The following is a 25937-nucleotide window of genomic DNA, read 5'->3' as shown; positions in this document are numbered from 1 at the left end:
CCGGGACGACGGTAGAACCTGCTGGTGAAGAGAGTGACTCCCCGCGGTGAACGGGAGGTGAACGGCAGACGCGGCCGCCGATCAGGGGATTCACAGCCCGGGGCTGTGCGTCTCCATGGCCACGAGGCCGCTGTCGGGCTTGGCGGACGCGACGTGCAGCACCGTGAACTCAGCCGTTGTAAGGATGGCCGCGCGGGTCAGCCGGCCGTCACGCTCGCCGCCCACGTGGCGGACGACGGAGTCGAGGATCGCGGGGAGGACGGGGGAGTGGCTGCAGAGGACGGCCGTCTTGCCCTTCGCGATGCGCTTGCCGATCAGCCGGTCGAGGGCCTCTGCGGGAGGCTCGCCTCCGCCCTCCCAGGCGTCCTGGCTGAGTGCGGGTGCATCCTTCACGTCCAGGCGCAGCGCCTTGGCGAGCGGGGTCACGGTGTCGCGGCAGCGCTTCGCCGGGCTGCTCAGGATCGCCCGCGGCTCCCACGCCTTCAAGGTGGACACGATCGCGTCGGCCTGGGCGGTGCCGCGGCTCGTGAGCGGCCGCGCGGCGTCCCCGGCGCCGCCGGACTCGCCCTCCGCCTTCGCGTGGCGCAGCGCGATGATCGCGAACGTCCGGTGGTGATTGCGCTCGACGAGGGTCGCGAAGCGGTCGAGGACGTCCCGGTCGCGGTCGTAGGTGAGCCGCTTCCGAGCCTTGGCGAGCGGCACCCAGTGGATCTCGTCCACCTCGTCGCTCGGGCGGAACCGGCCGCGCCGGAGCTGCCGCCTGCCGACCTCGGCGGCCCAGTAGCGCACCACCTTGTCGCGCCCGCCGGGGATGACGTATTCCGTGGACCCGAGCGGTGCGCCGAGGGTGACGGCGTAGCCGGTCTCCTCCCGGATCTCGCGCACGGCCGCGCGCGGGAGCGTCTCCCGGTCGTCCACCTTGCCCTTGGGCAGGCTCACATCCTCATGACGGCTGCGGGAGATGAGGAGCACCTCGATGCCGGACTTGCCGTCGCGCCAGCAGACGGCGCCCGCCGCGAGGATGGGCGCTGCGCCGACGACGCTCACCGAGTCCGTCTCCGCGCGCTCACCTCACGCATCACCACATCCTGCAGATCGGCCAGCGCGGCGCCGGTCTTCGTGCGGGAGGTGCGGGTCCACGTGCCGTCCGGCTCGAGGTGCCAGGACGACGTGCGGTCGGACATCGCGAGGTCGAACAGCTTCGACATCTCGCGGAGGTGCCGCCGGTCGGTCAGGCGGACCAGCACCTCGATGCGGCGGTCGAGGTTGCGGTGCATCATGTCGGCGCTGCCGATCCACACCTCCTGGTCGCCGCCGTTCGCGAAGGCGAAGAGGCGGGAGTGCTCCAGGTAGCGGCCGAGGATGGAGCGGACGCGGATGTTCTCGCTGAGGCCGGGCACGCCCGGGCGGAGCGAGCAGATGCCGCGGACCCAGATGTCGACCGAGACGCCCGCGTTGCTCGCACGGTAGAGCGCGTCGATCACGGCCTCGTCGACCATCGAGTTGATCTTGATCTGGATGCGGGACGGAAGCCCGGCCTTCGCGTTCGCGGTCTCGTTCTCGATGCGCTTGATGAGCTGCTTGCGCAGGTAGCGCGGGGCGACGAGGAGCCGGCTGAACTTCTTCTCGATGGCGTACCCGGACAGCTCGTTGAAGAGCCGCGTGACCTCCTTGCCGACCTGGGGGTCGGCGGTCAGCAGCCCGAGATCCTCGTAGATCCGGCTCGTCTTCGGGTTGTAGTTGCCGGTGCCGATGTGGGTGTAGTAGCGCAGGTCGCCGTTCTTCTCCTGGCGCACCACGAGGCTCACCTTGGCGTGGGTCTTCAGGCCGACCAGTCCGTAGACGACGTGCACGCCGGCCTTCTCGAGCTTGCGCGCCCACGAGATGTTCGCCTGCTCGTCGAAGCGGGCCTTGATCTCGACGATGGCGAGGACCTGCTTGCCGGCCTCGGCGGCCGCGATGAGGGCCTCGACGATGGGGCTGTCGCCGGAGGTCCGGTACAGCGTCTGCTTGATCGCGAGCACCTGAGGGTCGGCGGCCGCCTGCTCGAGGAAGGCCTGGACGCTCGTCGCGAAGGACTCGTAGGGGTGGTGCAGGAGCACGTCGCCCTTCGTCACCGCCTGGAACACGTCGGGCGCGCTGTTGGGCTCGCTCGGCAGCAGCTGCACGGGGGTGGTCGGCAGGTGCGGCGGGTACTTGAGGGACGGGCGGTCGAGCTTCATGAGCTCGAACAGCCCCGACAGGTCGAGGGGCGCGGGGAGGCGGTAGACCTCCTGCTCGGTGATGTCGAGCTCGCGGATGAGCAGGTCGAGGGTGACCGAGTCCATGTCGTCGGTGATCTCGAGACGGATCGGCGGGCCGAACCGGCGGCGCAGCAGCTCCTTCTCGAGCGCCTGGATGAGGTTCTCGCTCTCGTCCTCGTCGACCTCGACGTCCTCATTGCGGGTCAGGCGGAACTCGTGGTGCTCGAGGATCTCCATCCCGGGGAAGAGGTCCTCGAGGTGGTTCGAGATGAGGTCCTCGAGCGGGATGTAGCGGGTGCGGCCGGAGCCGTTGTCGGGCAGCGCGACGAAGCGGGGCAGCATCGGCGGCACCTTGACGCGCGCGAACTCGACCTTGTCGGTCTTCGGGTTGCGGACCCGCACCGAGAGGTTGAGGGACAGCCCCGAGATGTAGGGGAAGGGATGGCCCGGATCGACCGCGAGGGGCATGAGCACGGGGAAGATGCGCTGCGAGAACAGCTCGTGGACTCGGTCACGGTCCTCCTCAGCGAGGTCCGACCACGTCTCGACATGGATGTCGACCGCGTCCAGCGCCGGCTTGACCAGCTCCCGGAAGCACGCGGCGTGCCGGGCCTGCAGCTCGTGCGCCATCCTGCTGATGTCGGAGAGGACATCGACAGGCGCCCGTCCGACGTTGGTCGGCACCGCGATGCCGGTCGCGATCCGCCGCTTGAGGCCTGCGACCCGCACCATGAAGAACTCGTCGAGGTTGCTCGCGAAGATCGCCAGGAAGTTGACCCGCTCGAGCAGTGGGACCTTCGGATCCTCGGCGAGCTCGAGCACGCGCTGGTTGAACGCGAGCCAGCTCAGCTCGCGGTCGAGGTACCGGTCGGCGGGCAGAGCCTCCTCGTCCGGTCCCTCGGCGTGCGGCGCCGGAACGTCGTAGTCGTCGTCGAGCACCTCCGCGGTGAAGGGTGCCTCACCGATGACCGTGTCGCTCTCCATGGCCCAATTGTGCACTGCAGGGTGTGCGCAGGGGCAAGCGGGGAACGCCCGGGAACTTCGGCGGGGGCGTCAGCCGCGGCCGGCCGGCGCCAGGTTCGGCTCCGCGTCGTCCTCGTACACGTTGAAGCGGTAGCCCACGTTGCGCACCGTGCCGATGAGCGACTCCAGGTCGCCGAGCTTGGCCCGCAGCCGCCGGACGTGCACGTCGACGGTGCGCGTGCCGCCGAAGTAGTCGTAGCCCCACACCTCGCTGAGCAGCTGCTCGCGCGTGAAGACGCGGGAGGGGTGGGTGGCGAAGAAGCGGAGGAGCTCGAACTCCTTGAACGTGAGGTCGAGCGGACGGCCGTGCACCTTCGCGGAGTAGCTCGCCTCGTCGATGACGACGCCCGACGCCTGGATCTTCGACGCGGACTGCTCCTGCGCCATCCGGCCGATCACGAGGCGGATGCGCGCATCGACCTCGGCCGGCCCGGCCGTCTCCAGCACGACGTCGTTGGTTCCCCAGTCCGCGGAGACGGCGGTGAGCCCGCCCTCGGTGAGGATGAGCATGAGGGGCACGGTGATCCCGGTGGTCTGCAGGATCTTGCAGAGCGCCTTCGCGCTGGCGAGGTCCTGCCTGGCGTCGACCAGGATGACGTCGCTCGGCGGAGCGCTGATCAGCTGCGCGGGCTCGGCCGGGATCTGGCGGACCTTGTGGCTGAGGAGCCCGAGGGCGGGCAGGGCCTCCGTGTCGACGGCAGGCGTCAGGATCAACAGCTGCGCCACAGACCCTCCAAGTCGTCCGCGGCCCATAGTAGTGCAGGGCCTTCCGGCGCCTTCGGCCCGGCCGCTGAGGCAGAATCGAGAGCGTGAAGGGTCACTGGGCGCCGACCGCCGTCGTGTGGGCGCTGACGGCGATCGCGGGGGCAGCCGTCGCCGTTGCGGCCGCGCGGCCCGATCGCCCCGGCCTGTTCGCCCTCGCGCTCGCCGCGTCCGTGGTGGTCACGTTCTGCGTGCAGCTCCTGTCGGCGGTCCGGGAGGGCTTCGTGCTGCGCCTGATGGTCACGACGCTCGGGGCCTTGGCGCTCCTCGCCGTCGCCTCCCTGGTCAGCCTCGTCCTGCCCTGATCCTCGGGGGCCGGTGGGTAGACTGGGCCCATGCTGCTGGCGCTCGAACTGTTCTATCTCGGACTCCTGGTGCTCGCGTCGCTCGCCATCGGCTGGGTCTCCGTGGTCGTGCTCTACAGCCTGTTCCGGGGCCAGCGCTAGCTCTCCGACGCCGCGCGGTGCCCTCGGGGCCCGCGGAGGAGGTTCCCGATGATCAACCTGCCCACCGGTCTTCCCGCCGAGCTCGTGCCGCTGTCGTGGCTGCTCGGCGTCTGGGAGGGCACCGGAGTGGTCGAGTACCAGGTCGGTGAACGGCAGATCCGGCAGCCGTTCGGCCAGCGCGTCAGCTTCAGCCACGACGGCCTGCCGTACCTCAACTACACCTCGCACACGTGGCTCCCCACGGAGGACGGCGACGCCGATCCCGTGGGCGGCGCCCCGCTCGTCGCGGAGGCTGGGTACTGGCGGCTGTCCCGCGGCCTCCTCGAGGGCGACCCCGGCCCCGGCATGCTGCCGGGTGTGGGCCCCCGCCCCTATTCGACCGCCGAGTCGGTCGAGACGCTCCGCAACAGCTCGGACGGGTTCGACATCCAGGTGTCCCTGGTGCACCCGACCGGGGTGAACGAGCTCTACCTCGGCCAGGTCCGTGCCGCCCGCATCGACCTCGGCACCGACGCCGTCATGCGCACCGAGGGCGCCAAGGAGTACGCGGCGGCGACCCGCATCTACGGACTCGTGGAGGGCGATCTCCTCTGGGCGTGGGACATCGCCGCGCTGGGCCAGGGCCTCCGCAACCACGCGTCGGGCCGCCTCAGCCGGGTCGACTGACGCCGCACTTCTGCGGCTCCGGGCGTCGCGGTCCTTCAGAACCGGGCGGATCAGTGCAGGAGACGCTGCCAGTCCGCCGGCACCGCCCCGGCCGGGCCCGGGGAGGGCTGATCCGCCGGCCGGCTCTCCGGCGGCGACAGCTGCGGCCCGAGCACATAGGTCTCGGAGCGGTAGTCCCAGAACCAGCTCTCGCCGGGCTCGAAGCTGCGGACGAGGGGGTGCCCGGTGGCACGGTAGTGCGCGGTCGCGTGCTGGGCGGGGGAGCTGTCGCAGCATCCCACGTGTCCGCAGGTCGCGCACCGGCGCAGGTGCAGCCACCAGCCCGGGTCGTCGCCCGCGAGGCACTCCCGGCAGCCGGCCCCGCTCGGCGTGGCCGTGGGGTCGATCTCATCCGTGTTCGTCTGCACGCGGCGTCGCCTCCTTCCCCTCCGACTTCCTACCCGCATCCCACCTCGGCCGCCAGGTGCGGGAGTCCGCCCGGCAGGCGCTCCACCGGGGTGAGGTAGGCTGGTGGCCTGTTGCTCAGTGAGCGATTCTGTTATTGATCAGGGAAAAGGCGGATCCATGGACGTGCCGGCATCGCCTCTGCTCGCCCTGCCGGGCGCGGTCGAGGGATCGGGCGCCGACGCCGGTGTGCCCGCTCACTACGGCAACCCGCTCGGCGAGCAGCGGCGTCTCGCCGCGGGCCAGGCGCTCGTCGAGGTTCCGCGCGGTGTCCTCACCGTCACCGGCCCCGACCGCCTGTCCTGGCTCGACTCGCTCACCAGCCAGCGGCTGATCGGGCTCGCCCCCGGCGTCTCCGCCGAGTCGCTGCTGCTGGACCCGCACGGTCACCTCGAGCACGATCTCCGCCTCGTCGACGACGGCGAGACGACCTGGATCCTCCTCGAGCGGGCCGAGGCGCCCGCTCTCGCTCGCTTCCTCGACCGGATGCGCTTCCTGCTGCGGGTCGAGGTCGCCGACCTCTCCGCCGAACTGGCCGTTGTCGGGTCTCTCGGCGCCGACGCCCTCCCAGTGCCGGCGCTCGCCCGGTGGGAGGACCCCTGGCGGGCCATAGCCCCGGGCGGCGTCGGTTACGCGAACCCGGCAGGACATCCGGGGGCGGACTGGACCTGGAGCGAGACCGTCGTCGCGCGCGCCGAGCTCAACTCGCTCGCCGGCCTGGTCGCGGCGGGCAGTCTTCGGCTCGCCGGCACGCTCGCGGAGGAGGCCCTGCGGGTCGCGGCCTGGCGCCCGCGTCTCGGGGCGGACACCGACGAGCGCAGCATCCCGCACGAGCTCGACTGGCTGCGCAGCGCGGTGCACCTCGCCAAGGGGTGCTACCGCGGGCAGGAGACCGTCGCGAAGGTCCACAACCTCGGCCGTCCGCCGCGCCGGCTCGTGCTGCTGCATCTCGACGGATCCGAGAACATCGTCGTCGCCGCGGGCTCCCCGGTCGTGGATCCCGGCACCGGCGCGGAGGTCGGCAGGATCACGTCGCCCGCCCTGCACCACGAGCTCGGCCCGATCGCGCTCGCCGTCGTGAAGCGGAACCTGGACGCCGCGGCCCCGCTCGCCGCCTCGGTGGACGGCCTCCTGGTCGCGGCCGCGCAGGAGGTCATCGTTCCGGCCGACGCAGGAGCGGCGCTCGCCGGCGAGCTCCCGAAGCTCCCGCGCCTGGGGTCCGCCGCGCGCCGCTAGACGTCCCTCTTCGGAGCACACGTCACCACGCGAAGCCTGGCGGCGCCACCTCTGCCCACGGGACGGTGAGCTCGCCCAGGCGGACACGCTTGGGCGGCGTCTGGACCCTCCAGCCCGCGCCGGCCAGCCGGGTGACGGTCTCCTGCCAGCGCTGGACCGGCCCGAACTCGGCGTAGGGGGCCGCGTGCGCCCAGAACCGGTCGAGGTCCGCAAGCAGCGCGTGCACGCGCTCCCCGGGCACGTTGCGGTGGATGAGCGCCTTCGGCAGCCGCTCGGCCACGACGCTCGGGCGGTCGAGCTCGGGAAGTCGAAGGGCGATCGTGAGGCTGCGCGGACCGTCGCCGGTCACGGCGATCCAGCTGGCGACGCGGCCGACCTCGTTGCTCGTGCCGTCGACGACCACCCCGCCGGGGGAGAGGCGCTCGGTCATCCGGTGCCAGGCGCCGGCGACCTCCGGCTCGTCGTACTGGCGCAGCACGTTCATGGCGCGCACCACGTCCGGACGGGCCCCGCCCGGGATCGGCACCTCGAAGCCGCCCCGCACGAACTCGAGCCCCGGCCGCGCGGCCTCCTGGGCGGCCGCCACCCGCTCCGGATCGATCTCGATGCCGACCACGCGCGTTCCCGGCCGGGTGCGACGCAGCCGCTCGAACATCTCGGTCGCCGTCCAGTGCGCGGCGCCGTAGCCGAGGTCCGCGACGATCGGGAAGTCGGTGCGCAGGAAGGCGGGCTCCGCGGCGATCCAGCGGTCGACGCGGCGGAGCCGGTTGGTTCCGGTCGTTCCGCGGGTGATCCGCCCTTCAGGCATGGCTAATAGGGTAGGGAGCATGCCAGCGCCGTACACGCTCGTCCTGCTCCGCCACGGTTCCAGCGAGTGGAACGAGAAGGGCCTGTTCACCGGCTGGGTGGACGTCCGCCTGTCCGAGACGGGCGTTCGGGAGGCCGTGCACGCGGGGGAGCTGCTGCGCGGCTCGGGCATCACCCCGGACATCGTCTACACCTCGCTCCTCAGCCGGGCGATCCAGACGGCGAACCTGGCGCTCGCCGAGGCGGACCTGCTCTGGCTCGAGACGCGGCGCTCCTGGCGGCTCAACGAGCGCCACTACGGCGACCTGCAGGGCAAGGACAAGGCGGCGACCCAGGAGCAGTACGGTCCCGAGCAGTTTCTGACCTGGCGCCGGTCCTTCGACGTGCCCCCGCCTCCGATCGGCGACGACAACGAGTTCTCGCAGAAGGACGACCCGCGCTACGCCGATCTCGGCTCCGACCTGCCCGCCACCGAGGCGCTGAAGGACGTCATCGTCCGGCTCATGCCGTACTGGGAGATCGAGATCAAGCCGCAGCTGCGCCAGGACAAGACCGTTCTCATCGCGGCCCACGGCAACTCGCTCCGTGCACTGGTGAAGCACCTCGACAGCGTGAGCGACGAGGACATCGCGAACCTCAACCTCCCGACCGGCATCCCCCTCGTCTACCGCCTCGACGAGAACCTGCGGCCGATCGTCCCGGGCGGCGAGTACCTCGACCCGGCCGCAGCGGCGGCGGGTGCGGCAGCGGTCGCGGCCCAGGGCTCCAAGAAGTAGCCGCCCGGGTCAGGTGACCGGTCGGTTGCGGTAGCGCCCGACCAGCTCCGGGCTGGCCTGCTGCATCCGGACAGGAGGCAGCCCCTGCTCGATGAGGGCGAGATCGTCGACGACCATGTCGCCGATGAGGGCGTAGGCCTGCGGGATGCCGCCCGCGCGGTGCGCCGACAGGATCACGTTGTCGAGCGTCCGGAACGGGCTCCCGGCCGGCAGCGGCTCCTCCGGCCAGACGTCGACCGCCGCGTACAGGCGGCCGGTGGACAGCTCGGCCAGCAGGGCGTCGTAGTCCACCACGGCGGCCCGCGAGACGAGGATGAGCCGGGCGCGGTCCGGCAGGAGCCCGAGCGTGCGCCGATCGAGCATGTGGGTGCTCTCGGAGGTGACGGTCGCGAAGACGAAGACGATGTCGCTCTGCCGGAGCGTCTCGTCCAGGCTGCTGGGCTCGCCACCGGACGCGGCGACCACGGAGGCCGGGAGCCAGGGGTCGTAGACGCGCAGCCGGGGACGGAAGGGCGCCAGCAGCTCCGCAGTCGCTCTGCCGAGGTTGCCGAAGCCGAGGATGCCGATGTTCGCGCGCGACAGGAGCACAGCGTCGTCGTTGCCCGCCCCGAAGTAACGCTCCTCGCCGCGACGAGCCGCGCGGTCCTCCCGCGAGATCCCCCGCGCGAGGTCGAGGGCGAGGGCCAGGGCGTACTCGCTCACTGCGCCCGCGTACGCGGGCCCGCAGCTGAGCACCCGCACGCCGTGCCGGAATGCGGTGGCGTAGTCGACGTTCGGGAAGAAGTTGCCCTCGACGTTGGCGATGACCCTCAGCTCGCGCGCGCTCTCGAGCGCCGCGGTGCCGAGGTCGGGCTGACCGATGACCGCGAATGCGCGGGGGAGGTGCTCGCCGAGATCGGCATCGGGCCGCTCCTCGAGGTCCACCACGTCGTAGCGGTCGTGCAGCGCGGCGAGCGCCTCGGAGGTGAAGATGCGGTCGCGGCGCTGAGGCGCCGGGGCCAGGATGACGGTCGGCTTCACGGCGCACCTTCCAGGTCGGGCGGTCCAAAAACCTTACTAGTATGGCTAGGGCTTCGCTGGGGAACACCGAGGAGATCCGATGGAGAATCGACCGCTGCGCCTCGTGGTGGTGGGGCTCGGTGCCGTCGCGCAGAGCGTCCACCTGCCGCTCGTGGTCCGGCGGCCGGACCTCTTCACTCTGGTGGGTCTCGTCGACCTGTCGCCCGGGCTCGCCGAGGCGATCGGGAACCGGTACGGGATCGCCGAGGGCGGCCGAGGCACGGACCTCGAGGCGGTGCTCGACGCCGTCGCGCCCGACGCCCTGCTCATCGCGGCGGGGGATCCCACCTGGCCGCGACCGTCGCCGGGCTTCGGCGGGGACTGGCGGTCCTCTGCGAGAAGCCCCTGGCGTTCACGCGGGGCGAGCTCGACGCCATCGCCCGTGAGGTCCCCGCCGAGGGGGAGCGGCTCATGGTCGGCTACATGAAGCAGTACGACCCGGCCGTCGAGCGGGCGCGGCAGATCCTCGCCGACGTGGACGACATCCGGACCGTCGACGTGGACGTCCTGCATCCGACCGGGTACTCGCAGCTCGAGTTCGCCCACGTCCTCGGCGCCTCGGACGTGCCGGCGGACCGCATCGCCGAGCTCCGCGCGGAGGACGACCGGCTCCGCCTCTCGGCACTCGGCGACGTCGAGGATCCTCTCTGGCGCCTCTACTCCGGAACCCTGCTCTCGAGCGTCGCGCACGATCTGTCGATCCTGCGCTTCCTGACCGGGCCGCCGGCCACCGTCGAGCTCGCCGACGTCTGGCGGCGCGCCCCCGCGCACCAGGTGCACGTCACCGGTCGGGACACCCCGGCGCTCGGCGTGCAGCCGCCTTCGGTCCGGGTGGCCGGCCGGCTCGGAGACGAGGCGCGCTACCTCCTCAACTGGCACTATCTGCACGACTATCCCGCGTATCGCGAGACGGTGCGGGTGGTCTGGGGCGCCGGGAGCCTGGAGCTGCAGTTCCCGTCGCCCTACCTCCTGCACGCCCCCACGGTGCTCACGCTGCACCGGCCGAGCGGTGATGACGCGGAGCGGCTCGAGTTCCGCAGCATCGCCGAGGCGTTCGAGCGCCAGCTGGAGGCGTTCGCCGACATGGCATGGAACGGAACGCCGCCCCGCACCGGGTTCGCCGGTGCGGCGGACGACCTCCGCGTCTGCCAGGAGATCGTGCGCCGTCACCTCGCGGCGACCGGAGTGCCTGCCGGCGGCGAGCTGAGCGAGCGCGCGTCCGCCTAGGAGTCTGCGAGCTGGCGCGCAGGGTACCGGATCTCGGCGGCGTGCACGGCCGCGCAGGCCTCGGTCAGCACGCGCAGGAGGTCCGAGTTCGCCGGGCTGAACGCCTGGCCGTCGATGACGAGAGGGGCGCCGAAGACCACGACGGGCGCGCCCAGCCCGGGGCAGGTCACGGCCTGCGCCATGCTCAGACCGCCGACGGCCTGCACGGGGACGGTGGTCGCCGCGACGATCCCCGGCAGGTCGGTCAGGGGCGTCAGGCCCAGCTCGGGGTGCGCGTTCCGGTGGTCGAAGCCGACGTGGTGGATGATCATCCCCACGCCGCGCTCCTCGAGCCGCACGCACTCGGCGACCCGGTCCGCGGCGCCCATGTCGTCGCCCATCACGAGCATGCCGAACGCCTCACCGGCTTCCACGACCCGGTCGATCGTCGCGTCGTGGGCGCGTCCCATGACGAGCACGGCGTCGGCGCCGGCGTCGCCCATCATCTCGGCCTCGAGGTAGCCGCCGTCCATCGTCTTGAGGTCGACGACGAGGGGATGGTCCGGGAACTCGGCGCGGAGCGCGCGGACGGCATGCAGGCCTTCGGCCAGCACGAGCGGTGTGCCGACCTCGATCCAGTCGGCTCCCGCCTCCACAGCCACGCGCGCGGTCTCGAGCGCCTCGGTCACGTTGGTGAGATCGAGGGAGATCTGGACCTTGGGCGCGGTGAGTGTTGCGCGAGTGATGCCGCGTATGGAGGAGGTGGCCATGGGGGTCCTTCCGTCGCTCCGTATACTAGTCTGATAGATATTACTTAGGAGGGGTCCTATGCGGATCAGCGTGTTCCCCAAGGGAGAGCTGGACGCCCTCGTCGCGAAGCGGATGTCGCTGTTCGAGTGGATCGATCTCGCGAGGACTCTGCCCATCGAGGGGCTGGAGCTCTACTCCCGCTTCTTCGACGGTGAAGGGGACGACTTCGTGGCCCGGGTCGGCGAGGCGCTCGCGGCTGCGAATCTCACGCTGCCGATGATGTGCTGCTCGCCCGACTTCACCCACCCGGACGCCGGCGAGAGGGCCAGGGCGCGCGACGAGCAGGCGAGCATCATGCGGATCACGCGGGAACTGGGCGGACCTCGGGCAAGCGCCCGAGTCCTCACCGGCCAGCGCCATCCGGGCGTCGCCGACGAGCAGGGGCTCGACTGGGCGGCGGAGAGCATCAACTCGCTGCTGCCGCTCGCCCGCGAGCTCGACATCACCCTGGCCATCGAGAACCACTACAAGGACGGCTTCTGGGCCTACCCGGAGTTCGCGCAGAAGCCCGCGCTGTTCCTCGAGCTCCTGTCCCGTGTCGACGACCGCGTGCACTTCGGCGTGCAGTTCGACCCCTCGAATGCGATCACCGCCGGCGTCGACTCGGCCGATTTCCTGACGACCGTCGTCGACCGGGTCGTCACCATGCAGGCGTCGGATCGGCGGCTGGCGGAAGGTGCGTCCCTCGAGTCGCTCCGGCAGAGCGACGGCACGATCGGCTACTCGCCCGACCTGCAGCACGGGGTGATCGGGGAGGGGCTCAACGACTACCCGAGGATCTTCGGGATTCTGGTGGACGCGGGCTACGACGGGTGGATCAGCGTGGAGGACGGCGTGAACGGCATGGACGAGATGCGCGCCTCGGTGGAGTTCCTGCGCGAGGCGCGCGAGCTCTACTTCGGCGGCTCGACCGAGGTCCGGGTCGAGAGTCACGAGCGAGCCCGCCGTGCGGCGGAAGGAGCGGAGACGGGATGAAGGCGATCGTCAAGTTCGGCTACGGGGACCGGGAGGTCGAGGTACGGGACGTGCCCGCCCCCACCGTCGAGCCCGGCCAGGTGCTCGTCGCCACCAAGGCCGTCGGGGTGTGCGGCTCCGACGTCCACATGTGGCGCAACAACCAGAGCTGGGACATCGTGATCCCGGTCACCATGGGCCACGAGACGGCCGGCGTCATCGCTGCCGTGGGCGAGGGTGTCGAGGGGTGGGCGGTCGGCGAGCGCGTGGTGTGCGAGACGGCCGCGTACATCTGCGGTCAGTGCGCCCTCTGCCGCACGGGCCGCTACAACCTGTGCCCCTATCGGCAGGGTTACGGCAACCTGCGCGACGGTGCCTTCGGCGAGTTCCTGCTCGGGCCTCCGCGGGTGCTGCACAGGATCCCGGAGTCGGTTCCGTTCGAAGTGGCGGCGATGACCGAGCCCTTCGCGGTCGCCTACAACGCACTCGTCGAGCGCGCGACCGTGAACCCGGGCGACCTGGTCGTGATCCAGGGCTTCGGGGCGATCGGCGCCCTCAGCCTCCAGGTGGCCCGCCTCCGTGGGGCCTCGACGATCGTCGTGCTCGGCACCGACCGCGATGAGCTGCGGCTGGAGCAGGCGACGGCGATGGGTGCCGACCACGTCGTCAACGTCCAGCGAGAGGATCCGGCGGCCCTCGTCGCGCGCCTCCACGATGGCCTCGGCGCGGACGTCGTGGTCGACGCCACCGGCGTCAGCATCGCCCTCCAGCAGGGGCTCCAGCTGGTGCGGCCGCTCGGCTCGATCGTCAAGATCGGCTGGGGACCGCAGCCGCTCGGCTTCAGCCTCGACCCGCTCGTGCAGAAGGCGGTGACCCTGTACGGGTCGTTCTCGCACAGCTGGAACACGTGGGAGCGTGTGCTCGGCCTGTTCGCATCCGGCCGCCTCGACCCCCGCGGCGCCCTGGGCGGCGTCTACCCGGTGGAGGACTGGGAGGAGGCGTTCGAGGCCATGGAGTCCGGGCGCAACATCAAGTCCGTGATCGCGGTCGACCCGGCGCTGCTCGGCTAGACCTGCGCGAGACCCTCTTCGAACTCGAGGAGGGTCTGCTCGAGGATGCGGGTCGCAAGGGCTGCGGCGGCGTCGCCGTTCCGGTCGACGATGGCCTGCGCGAGCTCTGCGTGCAGCTCGACCGCCTCGAGGCTGAGCTGCGTCGTGGGCATGTTCTCGCGGACGTGCAGACCCGCGTCGATGGTGGCGGCGAACTTGCTGAGCAGCAGGTTCTGGGATCCCTCCAGCAGGAGCCGGTGGAAGGTCGAGTCCGCCGCGAAGAAGCGGAAGGTGTCCTTCGCCTCGAGCGCCGATCTCATGGCCTGGGCGGCGGCGACGATCCCCTGCGCGGCATCGTGGTCCATCCGCTCGGCGGCGAAGCGGGCCGCCATCGGCTCGAGCCCGAGGCGCAGCTCGATGAGCTCCCGCTGCTGGGCCGTCGCGTCCGGGCCGAGGCCCCGCCACTCGATGATGCGCGGGTTGAGAAGGTCCCAGTGCTCGATGGGGAGCACGCGCGTTCCGACCTGCGGGCGTGCCTCGAGGAGTCCCATGGAGCTCAGCGTGCGAACGCTCTCGCGCACGACGGAGCGGGAGATCCCGAATCGCTCCGAGAGCTGCTCGGCGAAGACGATCTGATGAGCCGGCATGCGGCCGCCGGTGATCTCCTGGCCGAGGGTCTCGACGACGTGACCGTAGAGACCGCCGCGGGAGCGGAGGCGGTCAGGTTCGAACGACGGCTCCGCCTGCGGTTTGGTCACCATTCGATAACTCCATCTCCTGTCGAGCCGTCGGCCCCGGAAGTCCGGCTTCAATGGAGCCTGATCGAGCCCGTTGCACCGGTGCGTTCTTCGCCCTGGTCGCGACAGCTACGGCCAGGCTCACCGGCGTTGCAGGGTCGGACTAGGTATGCTAATCATACGTAAGAGGCTCAGACCCGACAGCACCGGCAGAGAGGCCGCAGTATTGCCCACGGGTCCTCGGTCACATACACATCATCAAGGAGGATCGTTGTGAAGAAGTACGCAGCATGGGTGGCCGCGGCGGCCACCATCGTCGCTCTGGCCGGGTGCTCCGGCGGACCGGGCGGCTCCGGGGGATCAGGCGGCTCCGGTGGAGGCGGCGACGACAGCTACAAGATGGGCGTCGTCATCCCGTCCGGTGACCACGGCTTCACGGGCGAGAGCGTCGCCCACGCGAAGGCGGAAGCCGAGCAGCTCATGAAGGACAACCCGGGCCTCGACATCACGGTCAAGGACGGCATCGACGCGTCCGCTCAGATCGCCTCGATCGAGAACCTGCTCGCCGGCGGCGACCTCGACATGATCATGCTCTGGCCGATGGAGGGCGAGGCGCTGCGCTCGACCGCCCAGAACATCGTCGACGCCAACGTCAAGCTGGTCGTCTACGACCGCCTGATCACCGACTTCGAGGGTCTCTCGGGGCAGATCATGGGCGACAACGTCGGCATCGGCACGATGATGGGCGACTACGTCACCAAGTTCTACGCGGACGACGACAAGGTCAACTACCTGCGCTTCGTCGGTGACAGCTCCACCGTCACCTCCCAGCGCAGCGAGGGCTTCGACGACGTCGTCGACAAGGGCAAGTTCAACCAGGTGGCCAACACCTTCACGACGGACTGGTCCTCCGAGACCGCGCAGAACCAGATGGAGGACTGGCTGAACTCCGCGAGCCCGGACGACATCGCGAACCTCGACCTCGTGGTCACGCATGACGACGAGATCACCGACGGCGTGATGAACGCTCTTGAGTCCTACTCCGGCGCGGGAACGCTCAACGTGAAGCTGATCACCTCGGTGGGTGGCCGCAAGGAGACCCTCGACAAGTTCGAGGGCACCAAGCTCGACACCAAGCTCGACACGTACTACTTCTCGCCGTCCTTCATCCGCGAGGCGCTGCGGCTCTCGGTCAGCCAGCTGACCGGCGACCCCTACACCGGCGCCGAGGAGAAGGACGGGATCTACCTGATCCCCTCGTTCTCCATCAGCAACGCGGGCGACTCCGATGAGGACTTCGACTCCTACCGTTCGAGCGACGTCTTCAAGGAGCGGTACTCCATCAGCAGCTGATCCGTCAGCTCTGCAGCCTCTCCGACCGGCGGCTGTGGTCCGGGCCCGCGAGGCCCGAACCACAGCCGCCGGCGGTGGGGCCGTTCTCCCCATCGGTGTGCGAGGAAGGGTGGCTACGGATGCTCGTCGAGATGAAGGACATCGTCGTCGACTACGGGCCCGTTCGGGCTGTGAACAACGTCAGCATCGCGATCGGACCGGGCGAGATCCTCGGCCTGCTCGGTGAGAACGGCGCAGGCAAGTCCACCCTCATGAAGGTGCTCGCCGGGGTGATCCCGCCCACTCGCGGCGAGGTCGTTCTCGACGGAACCCCGACGACCATCACGAACGCGAAGGTCGCGAGCAAGTCCGGCATCCGGTTCATCCATCAGGAGCTGAACCTCTGCACCGACCTGAAGGTCTTCGAGAACATGTTCCTCGGGGAGGAGCTGAGGCGGCCGACCGGGCTCCTCGACACGAAGACGATGATCGCGCGATGCCGGGAGGCGCTCGGCCGCGTGCAGGCGGACATCGACCCGGAAGCGATCGTGGCGGACCTGCAGGCCGCGGAGAAGCAGCTCGTCGAGTGCGCGAAGGCTCTGCTCTTCGACGCCGAGCTCATCATCATGGACGAGCCGTCCACGGCCCTGACGCTGGGGGAGACCGAGAACCTCCTCGAGGTCATGCGCAAGCTCAAGGCGGAGGGGGTCAGCTTCATCTACATCTCGCACAAGATGCCGGAGCTGTTCGCCATCTGCGACCGCTACTACGTCCTCCGGGACGGGGCGCTGGTCGCCGAGGGGTCCTTCTCCGACGTGGATGAGAACTCCATCACCGAGCTGATGATCGGCCGTCAGCTCGCCCACGACGCCTTCGACGACCACGTCGACACCAGCCGGCCCGAGATCCTGCTCAGGGCGGAGAACCTCTCCGGTCCCGGATTCGAGGACGTGAGCTTCGAGCTCAAGGCAGGCCAGGTGCTCGCGGTCACCGGGCTCCAGGGCAGCGGACGCGACCAGCTGGCCGACGCCCTGTTCGGCGCGGCGCCCTTCGACGGAACGCTCACGGTCAAGGGCAGGCGCGTGCGATCGGGCACGAGCATCCGGGCCTTCATGCGCCGCGGCGTGGCGATGGTGCCGCGCATGCGCAAGGAGCGCGGGATCCACAACGACCTGTCCATCATGGACAACCACAACATGGCCTACCTCAACGCGCGGGCGCGGACGCCGTGGATCAGCCGGTCCGGGGCCGCAGAGCGCTACGAGCGGCAGCGGAAGGCGATGTCGATCAAGGCCGGCAACGTCGCCAACCCGATCACCTCGCTGTCGGGCGGGAACCAGCAGAAGGTCATCCTCGGCAAGTGGCTCGAGGCGAGCGCCGACGTCCTGCTGCTCGACAACCCCACCCAGGGCATCGACGTCGGCACCAAGTTCGAGATCTACCACCTCATCCTCGGCCTGGCGCGCGAGGAAGGCGATCATCGTCTTCAGCGGGGAGCCGCCCGAGATCGCCAAGGTCGCCGACGTCTGCCTCGTCATGTTCAAGGGACGCGTGAACGCGGTCCTGGAGCGCAACCAGATCACAGAGAGGGACTTGATGTTCTACTCCACCGGCGCGAACCTGCGGGTGAGCTGACATGTCGGTCGTCGCGCCTCCTGAGGCCCCCAAGGCCTCGTCGCCGCTGCGCGGGATCACGCCCCGCAGCGTGCTCGTCAAGCTGGTCACCGAGTACAGCTTCGTGCTGTCGTTCCTGCTCCTGGTGATCATCGCCGCGATCGTGAACCACAACTTCTTCAGCTGGGCGAACGTCTCGAACATCTTCATCCAGAGCTGCACGATCGGCTTGATCGCCCTCGGGATGAGCATGGTCATCTCGGCCGGGCAGATCGACATCTCCGTCGGCTCTCAGGTCGCCTTCATCGGCGGCTTCGGCGTCCTGGTGCTCAACCAGACCGGAAGCGTGCTGGTCATGCTGCTGTTCTGCGCGATCACCGGAATCCTGATCGGGCTTCTCAACGGCGTCCTGATCACGAAGGGCAGGATGCCCTCCATCATCGCGACGCTGGCGACGATGGCCGGACTCCGCTCGATCATCAACCACTTCGGGTCGGGCGGCCCCTTCACCGTGGACCGTGCCTTCTACGACCAGTTCCGTCAGATCGCGGCCGGTGGAGTGAACCTGGGCGCGTTCACCATCCCCTACTTCATGATCATCTTCATCGTGGCGACGATCATCTTCGACGTCGTGATGAAGCGCACCCGGCTGGGCAAGCACATCTACGCGGTCGGCAGCAACGAGGTCTCCGCGCGGCTGTCCGGCGTGAACGTCGATCGCGTGAAGACGGCGACCTTCGTGATCACGGGCCTGATGTGCGGCATCGCCGCCCTGCTCTACGCCTCCCGGACGACGGCGGTCGCGGCCTCGAACGCGGCCGTGGGCTTCGAGCTGGACGCCATCGCGGCCGTCGCCATCGGCGGCACGGCGATGACGGGCGGCCGGGGCAAGATCTTCGGGACGTTCCTCGGCGTGCTGATGTTCAGCATCATCCGCAACATCCTGACGGCCGCCGACGTCTCGACCTTCCTCACGGGAGCGATCAGCGCGGCGATCATCATCATCGCGGTCCTCCTCCAGAACTTCCAGAACAGGCGCCGCTAGAAGAGGGGCGTCGGGCGCCAGCCCGACTCCTCTTTCTCTTCTCTCTTTCCCCGTGGAACTGTCGCCCACCGCGGACCCCAGCACTCAGCGCCCAGAACGAGCCAGCCGAAAGGCTCTAAAGAAGGCTTAATACAGAAGAGAAGTGGCCGGCTCTCAGGAGGCCGGAACGACCCAGTCGCCGGTCGCGAGGTACTGGACCTTCTTCGCGATGGAGACGGCGTGGTCGGCGAAGCGCTCGTGGTAGCGCGAGGCGAGGGTCGCATCGACAGTGTCGACGGCCGCGCCCTTCCACGTCTCCCCGAGCACCTTGTCGAAGACTTTGAGGTGCAGGTCGTCGATGTCGTCGTCGTCGTTGCGGATCTCTTCGGCGAGGTCGAGGTCTTCGGTGCGCAGCAGCTCGGTCAGCTTCCGCGCCATGCCCACGTCGAGCCGCCCCATCTCGGCGAAGGTGGACCGCAGGCCCTTGGGGACGACCTTGTCGGGGTAGCGGTAGCGGGCGAGCTGGGCGATGTGCGAGCTCATGTCGCCCATGCGCTCGAGGGACGCGCTGATGCGCAGGGCGCTGACGACGATGCGGAGGTCGCGGGCGACGGGCTGCTGCCGGGCGAGGATGTTGATGGCGAGCTCGTCGAGGCTGAGGACGAGCTCGTCGATGCGGTCGTCCTCGGCGATGACGGTCTCGGCGAGGGCGACGTCCGATTCGTTGAAGGCGCGAGTGGCCAGCTCGATCGAGTTGGCGACGAGGTCGCTGATGGTGACGAGGCGTTCGCGCACCTCGGCAAGCTCCATTTGGAAGACTTCGCGCATGAGTGTTCCCTCCCGGCGTCGCCGCCAACCGGGGCAGTTTCCCGGCGGAAGGTTAACGGCTGGTGTCGTCTTTCCGAACCGGAGGGGAATTGCGGGCTTCCGGAGGCCCCGGGGTCCCCGGTCCGGTGAGGCGTCCTCATAGTCTAGGACCGTGCAATCGGCGTGGCTGGTGCCGCTGGCGATGCTGTTCGGCCTGGCGGTGGGGATCGCGCTCACCCTCCTGGTGAGCCTGTCGGTCCGTCGTGGAGCGCTGGCCGCGGAGGCTGCCGCCGAGGATGTGCCCGATGGCATCGACGGGATGCTGGAGGCCCTGGAGGCGCCAGGACTGGTGCTCGATCCGTCGAACACGGTGGTGAAGCACTCCGCGGGCGCCGCCGCCCTGGGGCTCGTCCATCAGCGGGCCCTGCTGCACCCTGCGCTGTCGGAGGTGGTCGAGGAGGTCCGCGCCACGGGCGAGCCCGTGGTGCGCAACCTGCTGCTGCCGCGGGGTCCGTTCGGCGACTCGAATCTGGACGTCGTCGTGCGCGGCGCCCGGCTGGGCGTGCGTTACGTGCTGCTGCTCGTCGAGGACCGGTCCGAGGCGATGCGCCTGGAGGACGTGCGCCGGGACTTCGTCGCGAACATCAGCCACGAGCTGAAGACGCCGATCGGCGCGATCTCGCTGCTGTCGGAGGCACTCGACTCCGCGGCGGACGACGCGACCGCGGTGCGGCGGTTCGCGTCCCGGCTGTCGGAGGAGGCGCACCGGCTGGCCCGCATCACGCAGGAGATCATCGAGCTGTCCCGCCTGCAGGCGGCGGATGCGCTGAAGGCCCCTGAGCTGATCGACGTCGGCCATGTGGTGGCGAGCGCCATCGATCAGAACTCCGTGGCGGCCGGCGCACGCGGGATCGAGCTGGTGCGCGGCGGCCAGAAGCACGCGCAGGTCTACGGCGACGAGGCGCTGCTCATCGTCGCCGTGCACAACCTCATCGCGAACGCGATCCAGTACTCGCCCGACGGCGGTCGCGTCGGCGTGGGGGTGCGCACGAGCGATGGGCTGGTGGAGGTGGCGGTGACCGATCAGGGCATCGGGATCGCCCCGGCCGATCGCGAGCGGGTGTTCGAGCGGTTCTACCGCGTCGATCAGGCCCGGTCGCGCAACACCGGCGGATCCGGTCTCGGCCTCGCCATCGTGAAGCACGTCGTGCAGAACCACGGCGGCGAGGTCCGCCTGTGGTCGAGGACGGGGCAGGGGTCCACCTTCACCCTGCGCATCCCGGAAGCATCGGAGGCGCGGGCTGCCGCGCTCGGATTGGAGTCAGCGTGACGCACATCCTTCTGGTCGAGGACGAGCCGGCGCTCAGCGAGCCCCTCGCCTTCCTGCTCGGCAGGGAGGGCTACGAGGTCACGGTCGCGGCGGACGGCCCGACCGGGGTGGCCGAGTTCGCCCGCACGGGGGCGGACCTGGTGCTCCTCGACCTGATGCTGCCGGGCCTGCCCGGCACGGAGGTGTGCCGGGAGATCCGGACGCGCTCCGCCGTGCCGATCATCATGCTCACCGCGAAGGACTCCGAGGTGGACATCGTGGTGGGGCTCGAGCTGGGCGCCGACGACTACGTGACGAAGCCGTACTCCACGCGCGAGCTGCTCGCCCGGATCCGCGCCGTCCTGCGCAGGCAGCAGGAGCCGGAGGACTCCCAGAGCCAGCTGCACGTCGGTCCGGTGCGGATGGACGTCGAGCGGCACCTCGTCACGGTGGGCGGGGCGGCGACGCCCATGCCGCTGAAGGAATTCGACCTGCTCGAGCTGCTGCTCCGGAACGCGGGACGCGTGCTGACGCGAGGCCAGCTCATCGACCGGGTGTGGGGCGCCGACTACTTCGGCGACACCAAGACCCTCGACGTCCACATCAAGCGGCTGCGCGCGAAGATCGAGGCGGACCCGTCGGACCCGACCCTCCTGGTCACCGTGCGCGGGCTCGGCTACCGCATCGAGGACGCCGCGCCGGTGTGAGCTCCGCCTCGAGCGTCGGCTCGGGGGAAGAGGACGCCGAAGCGCGGCTACTGGCCGGAGTCGACCGAGTCGCCGGGCGCGGTGTCGCCGGAGTTGTCGCCCTCCGGAGCGGTGCCCTCGGTCGGTGTCGGGATCGGGACCGGCACGGCCGTCGGCGTGGCCGATGGGGTGGGAACGGCCGTGGGCGAGGGGGAGGGCGTGAGCCCGTCGTACTCGGCGAGCGTCGTGTCGAGCACCGGCACCTTGAGCTCGGCGCCCTCGGAGTTGCCGCTCGTGAAGTAGACCGGGAAGAGCGCGCCGGGGGTCGTGTCGATGTCCTCGAGGACGACCTGCTCGCTCTCGTCGTAGCCGAAGGTGACGGTCGAGAACTCGGGGACGTTGACCCGCACGGTCTCCCGGCCGTTTGCGGCGGTCGCCGAGCTGCTCTCGTACTGCATCGAGAGCTGCTTCTGCTTGTCCGTCTGGTTGATCACGGTGACCACGAGCGAGCCGCGCGAGCCGTCGTCGGTGACGATGAGCGCGTTGCGCACGTCCAAGTCGCCGACGTTCGCGCCGACCCCGTCGCTGGGGTCGTACTTCCGCGGGAGGGTCTGATTGCCGTTCGTGAACGAGCAGCCGGCGATGCTGACCGCCAGGACGGCTGCCAGCAGGGCGGACACCGCCGTGCGAACCTTGACCACGTTCTTCCCTCCCCGCGGCCCCGCCGCCGGTGCCTCGTCCAGGCATTCTCCGGGCGTCGTCCGCGGTCCGAGCCTACTGCACCAGCCCCCGGCCCCAGGGGACGCCGGAGCCCCGATACCGCGCCTGTGCTAGGATTGTCGCCGGTCGAAAGGACTCATCACCCATGCTTTTCGAGGTCGGCGAGACTGTCGTATACCCCCATCACGGGGCAGCAACCATCACTGAAGTGAAGAAGAGGATGGTGAAGGGTGAGGAGAAGGTCTATCTCAAGCTGAACGTCACTCAGGGCGATCTGACCATCGAGGTTCCGGCGGACAACGTCGACCTCGTGGGCGTCCGTGACGTGATCGGCAAGGAGGGCCTCGACCGCGTGTTCGAGGTGCTGCGCGCTCCCTTCACCGAGGAGCCGACCAACTGGTCGCGCCGCTACAAGGCGAACCTCGAGAAGCTCGCGTCGGGCGACGTCATCAAGGTGTCCGAGGTCGTCCGCGACCTGTGGCGCCGTGACCAGGACCGCGGCCTGTCGGCCGGTGAGAAGCGCATGCTCGCCAAGGCACGTCAGATCCTGATCTCCGAGCTCGCTCTCGCCGAGAAGACCGACGAGGACCAGGCGTCCACGGTTCTCGACGAGGTCCTCGCCTCCTGAGCCCTCGACCGTGAGCCGTGAGCCCACGGTCGCGGTCGTCCTCGTCGCCGCCGGCGGCGGCACGCGCCTCGGTCTCGGCGTTCCCAAGGCCTTCGTCGCGCTTCGTGGACGGCCGATGCTCGCGTATGCCCTGGACGGCATCCGGGGAATGGTGTCCGAGCCCCAGCTGATCGTCGTCGCGCCCGCCGGAAGGCAGGCGGAGGCGGCGGAGCTGCTGCACGGCGTGCCGAACGCCGTCGTCGTCCCCGGCGGGGAGAGCCGTCAGCAGTCCGTGCTCGCAGGGCTGGCGGCGCTGGCCGACGCGGTCGAGGTCGTGCTGGTGCACGATGCCGCGCGCGCCCTCACCCCGCCTGCGCAGCTGGACGCCGTGGTGTCCGCCGTGCGCGCCACCGGCCGCGGGGTCATCCCCGGCCTGCCGGTCGCGGACACGATCAAGCGCGTCACGGCGGACGAGGCCATCCGGGAGACGGTGGACCGCTCGGAGCTGCGGGCCGTGCAGACTCCGCAGGGCTTCCCGCGGGCCGAGCTGGAGGCCGCCTATGCCGCCGTCGCCTCGGAGCACACGGATGACGCGGCCGTGTACGCCGCCTCCGGTCGTCCGGTGGACGTGATCCCCGGCGATCCCCGGGCATTCAAGATCACGACCGGCGACGACCTGAGGCGCGCCGAGCTCCTCGTCGGCGGGGGAGTGCCCCGCACGGGGATCGGCATCGACGTGCATGCCTTCGGCGGCGACGGCCCGCTACGCCTCGCGCTGCTCGACTGGCCCGGGGAGAGGGGCCTGGCAGGGCACAGCGACGGCGACGCAGTCGCCCACGCGGTGTGCGACGCCCTTCTCTCCGCCGCCGGCCTCGGCGACATCGGCTCGCGCTTCGGCACCGACGACCCGCGGTACGCCGGGGCTGCCGGTGACGTGTTCCTGCGCGGGACGGTGGAACTGCTCGCCGCAGCGGGATGGGCCCCGCTCAACGTGTCGGTCCAGGTGGTCGGCAACAGGCCGCGCTTCGCCGCCCGGCGTGAGGAGGCGGAGGCGGCCCTCACGAAGGTCGTCGGCGCGCCCGTGTCCGTCTCCGCGACCACGACGGACGGCCTCGGCTTCACGGGGCAAGGCGAGGGCATCGCCGCCATCGCGACCGTCCTCGTCGGGCACGCGGCGGGATCCCTAAGCTAGCTGCGTGGCGCTTCGACTGTACGACTCCCTCGAAGCCCGGCTGCGGGAGTTCGAGCCTCTCGTCCCGGGCGAGGTCGGGATGTACGTCTGCGGACCCACCGTGCAGTCGTCGCCGCACATCGGCCACCTGCGCTCCGCGCTCTCCTACGACCTGTGGCGCCGCTGGCTGAGCTACCGCGGGTACAAGGTCACGCTCGTCCGCAACGTCACGGACATCGATGACAAGATCCTCGCCTTCTCGGCGCGGCCCGGCAGCGACGGGGGAGAGGAGTGGTGGGCGCTCGCCTACCGCTACGAGCTCGAGTTCTCCGCGGCGTATGCGCGCCTCGGCATCCAGCCACCCACCTACGAGCCGCGCGCGACCGCGAGCGTGCAGCAGATGCTCGACCTCATCGCGCGTCTCATCGACCGCGGCCACGCCTATCCGGCGCCGGACGGCTCGGGCGACGTCTACTTCGACACCGGCAGCTGGCCGGCCTACGGCGCGCTGACGCGCCAGTCGCCGGCCGACATGGTCGCCGCCGAGGACGCCGACCCCCGCGGCAAGCGCGATCCCCGCGACTTCGCCCTCTGGAAGGGGCGCAAGGCTGACGAGCCGGAGTCCGCGTCCTGGGCCTCGCCGTGGGGACCCGGTCGCCCCGGCTGGCACATCGAGTGCTCGGCCATGTCGGCCCGCTACCTCGGACCGCAGTTCGACATCCACGGCGGTGGGCTGGACCTGCGCTTCCCGCACCACGAGAACGAGCTCGCCCAGACCACGGCGGCCGGAGACGGCTTCGCCCGCTACTGGGTGCACAACGGCCTCGTCACCGTCGAGGGGCAGAAGATGTCGAAGTCGCTCGGCAACTCGATCTTCGCGGCCGACTTCCTCGCGGAGGCGCCGGCTGTGGTCATCCGCTACTACCTGGCGGCGACCCACTACCGGTCGAGCCTCGACTACCACGAGGGCGCCCTGCTCGAGGCGGAGGCCGCGCTCGACCGCGTCCGCGTCTTCCTGGAGCGGTCCGCGCGTGCACTCGAGCGAGCGGGCATCGCGGCGGAGCGGGCCGACGTCGTGCCCGACGCGTTCGCGGCCGCGCTCGACGACGACCTGTCGACGCCCGAGGCCTTCGCGGTCCTGCACGAGACCGTGCGGGCGGGCAATGCGCTGCTCGACGTCGACAGCCTGCCGACAGTCGCGGATCGCCGGGCGGAGGTGCTCGCCATGGTGCGCGTGCTCGGCATCGATCCGCTGGACGCGCAGTGGCGGGCGGCCGAGGACGGTGGCGCCGTCGGAGCGCTCGCCGTGCTCGTCGAGCGCCTGATCGAGGAGCGACAGGCAGCACGCGGCGCGCGGGACTTCGCGCGCGCTGACCAGATTCGCAACGAGCTGGCGGAGGCGGGCATCGTGCTCGAGGACTCCCCGGCCGGCACACATTGGAGCATCGATGGCTGAGCGGAAGGGGCGGCCCGGAGCCGTCCGCAAGACGAGCAAGGGTCCCAAGGTCGGCTCCGGCGGACAGGGCCGGCGGTCACTCGAGGGCAAGGGGCCGACGCCGCGCGCCGAGGACCGCACCTACCACCCCGCCGGGAAGCGGAAGGCCGCCGCCGAGCGGGCCGCCGCGAAGGCCGGCACCCGAGGACAGCAGGCGTCGGCGGCGCCACGGCCCCAGCGTCGCCCGAAGTCGAGCGACGAGTCGGAGGTCGTGACCGGCCGCAACTCGGTCGTCGAGGCGCTGCGCGCCAAGGTCCCCGCGACCGCCCTGTACATCGCCGTCCGACTGGAGATGGACGACCGGGTGCGCGAGGCCATCGCGCTCGCCGGTCACCGCGGCATCCCGCTGCTCGAGGTGACACGGCCGGAGATCGACCGCCTCACCGGGGACGACGCCGTGCACCAGGGCATCGCCCTCAAGGTGCCGCCGTACGAGTACCTGCACCCGATGGAGCTGCTCGAGGCGGTCGAGGATCGCGGCGAGGTGCCGCTCCTCGTCGCCGTCGACGGCGTGACCGACCCGCGCAACCTGGGCGCGGTCATCCGCTCCATCGCGGCGTTCGGCGGGCAGGGCGTCATCGTGCCCCAGCGCCGCTCGGTCGGGCTCACCGCCTCGGCGTGGAAGACCTCGGCGGGCGCGGCGGCGCGCATCCCGGTCGCCATGGCCACCAACCTCACGCAGGCGCTCAAGGCCTACAAGGAGCGCGGGCTCTTCGTGGTTGGCCTGGACGCAGGCGGCGACACCCCGCTGCCGGGCCTCGAGCTCGCGACCGGTCCGCTCGTCCTCGTGGTCGGCAGCGAGGGCAAGGGCCTGTCCCGCCTCGTGACGGAGACGTGCGACGCGGTCGTCTCGATCCCCATCACAGACACGACGGAGTCGCTGAACGCGGGCATCGCGGCGAGCGTCGCCCTCTACGAGATCGCGAAGCTCCGCGCCGCCCAGGCCTGAAGGAG

At 70.4% G+C, this 25937-nt stretch carries 27 protein-coding genes; 17 read left to right on the top strand and 10 right to left on the bottom strand.

All coding sequences use genetic code 11. From position 1 onward, the window contains the following. Positions 1-90: 90 nt before the first annotated feature. The 3 genes from QUE51_RS03795 to QUE51_RS03785 form a co-directional block, all read right to left on the bottom strand. The gene (locus tag QUE51_RS03795; RefSeq protein ID WP_286278284.1) at positions 91-1047 is read right to left on the bottom strand and encodes an NUDIX hydrolase; all 957 of its coding nucleotides are present in this window, start codon (positions 1045-1047) and stop codon (positions 91-93) included. After that, entirely contained in the window at positions 1044-3227 is a 2184-nt protein-coding gene (locus QUE51_RS03790) for an RNA degradosome polyphosphate kinase (RefSeq protein ID WP_286278283.1), read from the bottom strand. The genes QUE51_RS03795 and QUE51_RS03790 overlap by 4 nt, the downstream gene beginning before the upstream one ends. A 69-nt stretch (positions 3228-3296) precedes the next feature. Beyond that, a complete protein-coding gene (locus QUE51_RS03785; protein ID WP_286278282.1) occupies positions 3297-3992 on the bottom strand; it encodes a winged helix-turn-helix domain-containing protein in 696 nt (231 codons plus the stop codon). Positions 3993-4075: 83 nt separating this feature from the next. Here QUE51_RS03785 and QUE51_RS03780 point away from each other — a divergent pair, with 83 nt between their 5' ends. Both QUE51_RS03780 and QUE51_RS03775 read left to right on the top strand, forming a co-directional pair. Beyond that, the gene (locus QUE51_RS03780) at positions 4076-4333 is read left to right on the top strand and encodes a hypothetical protein (protein WP_286278281.1); all 258 of its coding nucleotides are present in this window, start codon (positions 4076-4078) and stop codon (positions 4331-4333) included. A 189-nt stretch (positions 4334-4522) separates the two neighbouring features. Then, positions 4523-5140 carry a heme-binding beta-barrel domain-containing protein gene (locus tag QUE51_RS03775; protein ID WP_286278280.1) on the top strand — a complete coding sequence of 206 codons (618 nt, stop codon included), beginning with the start codon at positions 4523-4525 and terminating at the stop codon, positions 5138-5140. 50 nt (positions 5141-5190) lie between these two features. Here QUE51_RS03775 and QUE51_RS03770 read toward each other — a convergent pair whose 3' ends face one another. Next, the gene (locus QUE51_RS03770) at positions 5191-5547 is read right to left on the bottom strand and encodes a UBP-type zinc finger domain-containing protein (RefSeq protein WP_286278279.1); all 357 of its coding nucleotides are present in this window, start codon (positions 5545-5547) and stop codon (positions 5191-5193) included. Between the two features lie 157 nt (positions 5548-5704). Here QUE51_RS03770 and ygfZ point away from each other — a divergent pair, with 157 nt between their 5' ends. Continuing rightward, positions 5705-6820 (top strand): CAF17-like 4Fe-4S cluster assembly/insertion protein YgfZ, encoded by a 1116-nt coding sequence (ygfZ, locus tag QUE51_RS03765; protein ID WP_286278278.1) that lies wholly within the window; start codon positions 5705-5707, stop codon positions 6818-6820. Between the two features lie 22 nt (positions 6821-6842). Here ygfZ and QUE51_RS03760 read toward each other — a convergent pair whose 3' ends face one another. Next, the gene (locus QUE51_RS03760; protein WP_286278277.1) at positions 6843-7628 is read right to left on the bottom strand and encodes a class I SAM-dependent methyltransferase; all 786 of its coding nucleotides are present in this window, start codon (positions 7626-7628) and stop codon (positions 6843-6845) included. A 19-nt stretch (positions 7629-7647) separates the two neighbouring features. On the opposite strand from QUE51_RS03760, the gene QUE51_RS03755 reads away from it, so the two are divergent. Further along, on the top strand, positions 7648-8403 hold the full coding sequence (locus QUE51_RS03755; protein ID WP_286278276.1) for a phosphoglyceromutase: 756 nt from the start codon (positions 7648-7650) through the stop codon (positions 8401-8403). A gap of 9 nt (positions 8404-8412) precedes the next feature. Here QUE51_RS03755 and QUE51_RS03750 read toward each other — a convergent pair whose 3' ends face one another. Next, entirely contained in the window at positions 8413-9423 is a 1011-nt protein-coding gene (locus tag QUE51_RS03750) for a hydroxyacid dehydrogenase (RefSeq protein WP_286278275.1), read from the bottom strand. 79 nt (positions 9424-9502) lie between these two features. On the opposite strand from QUE51_RS03750, the gene QUE51_RS03745 reads away from it, so the two are divergent. Together QUE51_RS03745 and QUE51_RS03740 are read left to right on the top strand one after the other, a co-directional pair. After that, positions 9503-9889: a Gfo/Idh/MocA family oxidoreductase gene (locus QUE51_RS03745; RefSeq protein WP_286278274.1), complete on the top strand. Its 387-nt coding sequence runs from the start codon at positions 9503-9505 to the stop codon at positions 9887-9889. Continuing rightward, positions 9874-10689: a hypothetical protein gene (locus tag QUE51_RS03740; protein ID WP_286278273.1), complete on the top strand. Its 816-nt coding sequence runs from the start codon at positions 9874-9876 to the stop codon at positions 10687-10689. The genes QUE51_RS03745 and QUE51_RS03740 overlap by 16 nt, the downstream gene beginning before the upstream one ends. Here QUE51_RS03740 and QUE51_RS03735 read toward each other — a convergent pair. After that, a complete protein-coding gene (locus tag QUE51_RS03735; RefSeq protein WP_286278271.1) occupies positions 10686-11438 on the bottom strand; it encodes an orotidine 5'-phosphate decarboxylase / HUMPS family protein in 753 nt (250 codons plus the stop codon). The genes QUE51_RS03740 and QUE51_RS03735 overlap by 4 nt on opposite strands. Before the next feature lie 58 nt (positions 11439-11496). On the opposite strand from QUE51_RS03735, the gene QUE51_RS03730 reads away from it, so the two are divergent. Together QUE51_RS03730 and QUE51_RS03725 are read left to right on the top strand one after the other, a co-directional pair. After that, a complete protein-coding gene (locus QUE51_RS03730) occupies positions 11497-12453 on the top strand; it encodes a sugar phosphate isomerase/epimerase family protein (protein WP_286278270.1) in 957 nt (318 codons plus the stop codon). Beyond that, on the top strand, positions 12450-13502 hold the full coding sequence (locus QUE51_RS03725; RefSeq protein ID WP_286278269.1) for a zinc-binding dehydrogenase: 1053 nt from the start codon (positions 12450-12452) through the stop codon (positions 13500-13502). The genes QUE51_RS03730 and QUE51_RS03725 overlap by 4 nt, the downstream gene beginning before the upstream one ends. Here the strand turns inward: QUE51_RS03725 and QUE51_RS03720 are convergent. Beyond that, positions 13499-14242: a FadR/GntR family transcriptional regulator gene (locus tag QUE51_RS03720; RefSeq protein WP_286278267.1), complete on the bottom strand. Its 744-nt coding sequence runs from the start codon at positions 14240-14242 to the stop codon at positions 13499-13501. The two genes, QUE51_RS03725 and QUE51_RS03720, sit on opposite strands and share 4 nt — an antisense overlap. A gap of 249 nt (positions 14243-14491) precedes the next feature. On the opposite strand from QUE51_RS03720, the gene QUE51_RS03715 reads away from it, so the two are divergent. The 3 genes from QUE51_RS03715 to QUE51_RS03705 all read left to right on the top strand — a co-directional run bounded on the left by QUE51_RS03715 (position 14492) and on the right by QUE51_RS03705 (position 18209). Then, positions 14492-15571 carry a sugar ABC transporter substrate-binding protein gene (locus tag QUE51_RS03715; RefSeq protein ID WP_286278266.1) on the top strand — a complete coding sequence of 360 codons (1080 nt, stop codon included), beginning with the start codon at positions 14492-14494 and terminating at the stop codon, positions 15569-15571. Between the two features lie 119 nt (positions 15572-15690). Then, positions 15691-17313: a sugar ABC transporter ATP-binding protein gene (locus QUE51_RS03710; protein ID WP_286278265.1), complete on the top strand. Its 1623-nt coding sequence runs from the start codon at positions 15691-15693 to the stop codon at positions 17311-17313. Beyond that, a complete protein-coding gene (locus tag QUE51_RS03705; protein ID WP_286278264.1) occupies positions 17256-18209 on the top strand; it encodes an ABC transporter permease in 954 nt (317 codons plus the stop codon). Before QUE51_RS03710 ends, QUE51_RS03705 begins: the two co-directional genes overlap by 58 nt. A 153-nt stretch (positions 18210-18362) precedes the next feature. On the opposite strand, the gene phoU is transcribed toward QUE51_RS03705, so the two are convergent. Beyond that, positions 18363-19016 (bottom strand): phosphate signaling complex protein PhoU, encoded by a 654-nt coding sequence (gene phoU, locus QUE51_RS03700; protein ID WP_286278262.1) that lies wholly within the window; start codon positions 19014-19016, stop codon positions 18363-18365. A 151-nt stretch (positions 19017-19167) separates the two neighbouring features. Between phoU and QUE51_RS03695 the strand changes: the two genes are divergently transcribed. Together QUE51_RS03695 and QUE51_RS03690 are read left to right on the top strand one after the other, a co-directional pair. Next, a complete protein-coding gene (locus QUE51_RS03695; RefSeq protein ID WP_286278261.1) occupies positions 19168-20325 on the top strand; it encodes a sensor histidine kinase in 1158 nt (385 codons plus the stop codon). After that, on the top strand, positions 20322-21011 hold the full coding sequence (locus tag QUE51_RS03690) for a response regulator transcription factor (RefSeq protein ID WP_286278260.1): 690 nt from the start codon (positions 20322-20324) through the stop codon (positions 21009-21011). The genes QUE51_RS03695 and QUE51_RS03690 overlap by 4 nt, the downstream gene beginning before the upstream one ends. 47 nt (positions 21012-21058) lie before the next feature. Here the strand turns inward: QUE51_RS03690 and QUE51_RS03685 are convergent, their stop codons facing one another. Beyond that, positions 21059-21691: a hypothetical protein gene (locus QUE51_RS03685; RefSeq protein WP_286278259.1), complete on the bottom strand. Its 633-nt coding sequence runs from the start codon at positions 21689-21691 to the stop codon at positions 21059-21061. Between the two features lie 164 nt (positions 21692-21855). On the opposite strand from QUE51_RS03685, the gene QUE51_RS03680 reads away from it, so the two are divergent. Genes QUE51_RS03680 through rlmB form a run of 4 tightly spaced genes read left to right on the top strand, consistent with a single transcriptional unit; the run spans position 21856 to position 25932 of the window. Beyond that, the gene (locus tag QUE51_RS03680; RefSeq protein ID WP_286278258.1) at positions 21856-22338 is read left to right on the top strand and encodes a CarD family transcriptional regulator; all 483 of its coding nucleotides are present in this window, start codon (positions 21856-21858) and stop codon (positions 22336-22338) included. A 10-nt stretch (positions 22339-22348) separates the two neighbouring features. Next, the gene (gene ispD, locus QUE51_RS03675) at positions 22349-23509 is read left to right on the top strand and encodes a 2-C-methyl-D-erythritol 4-phosphate cytidylyltransferase (protein ID WP_286278257.1); all 1161 of its coding nucleotides are present in this window, start codon (positions 22349-22351) and stop codon (positions 23507-23509) included. Positions 23510-23513: 4 nt separating this feature from the next. Continuing rightward, positions 23514-24944 carry a cysteine--tRNA ligase gene (gene cysS, locus QUE51_RS03670; RefSeq protein WP_286278256.1) on the top strand — a complete coding sequence of 477 codons (1431 nt, stop codon included), beginning with the start codon at positions 23514-23516 and terminating at the stop codon, positions 24942-24944. Continuing rightward, positions 24937-25932, top strand: a complete 996-nt coding sequence (gene rlmB / locus QUE51_RS03665; protein ID WP_286278255.1) for a 23S rRNA (guanosine(2251)-2'-O)-methyltransferase RlmB — start codon at positions 24937-24939, stop codon at positions 25930-25932. Before cysS ends, rlmB begins: the two co-directional genes overlap by 8 nt. Positions 25933-25937 lie beyond the last annotated feature (5 nt).

Origin of the sequence: Naasia aerilata (genome assembly GCF_030296595.1) — a bacterium.
Classification (GTDB): domain Bacteria; phylum Actinomycetota; class Actinomycetes; order Actinomycetales; family Microbacteriaceae; genus Naasia; species Naasia aerilata.
This window is presented reverse-complemented; position numbering and strand designations above follow the sequence as displayed.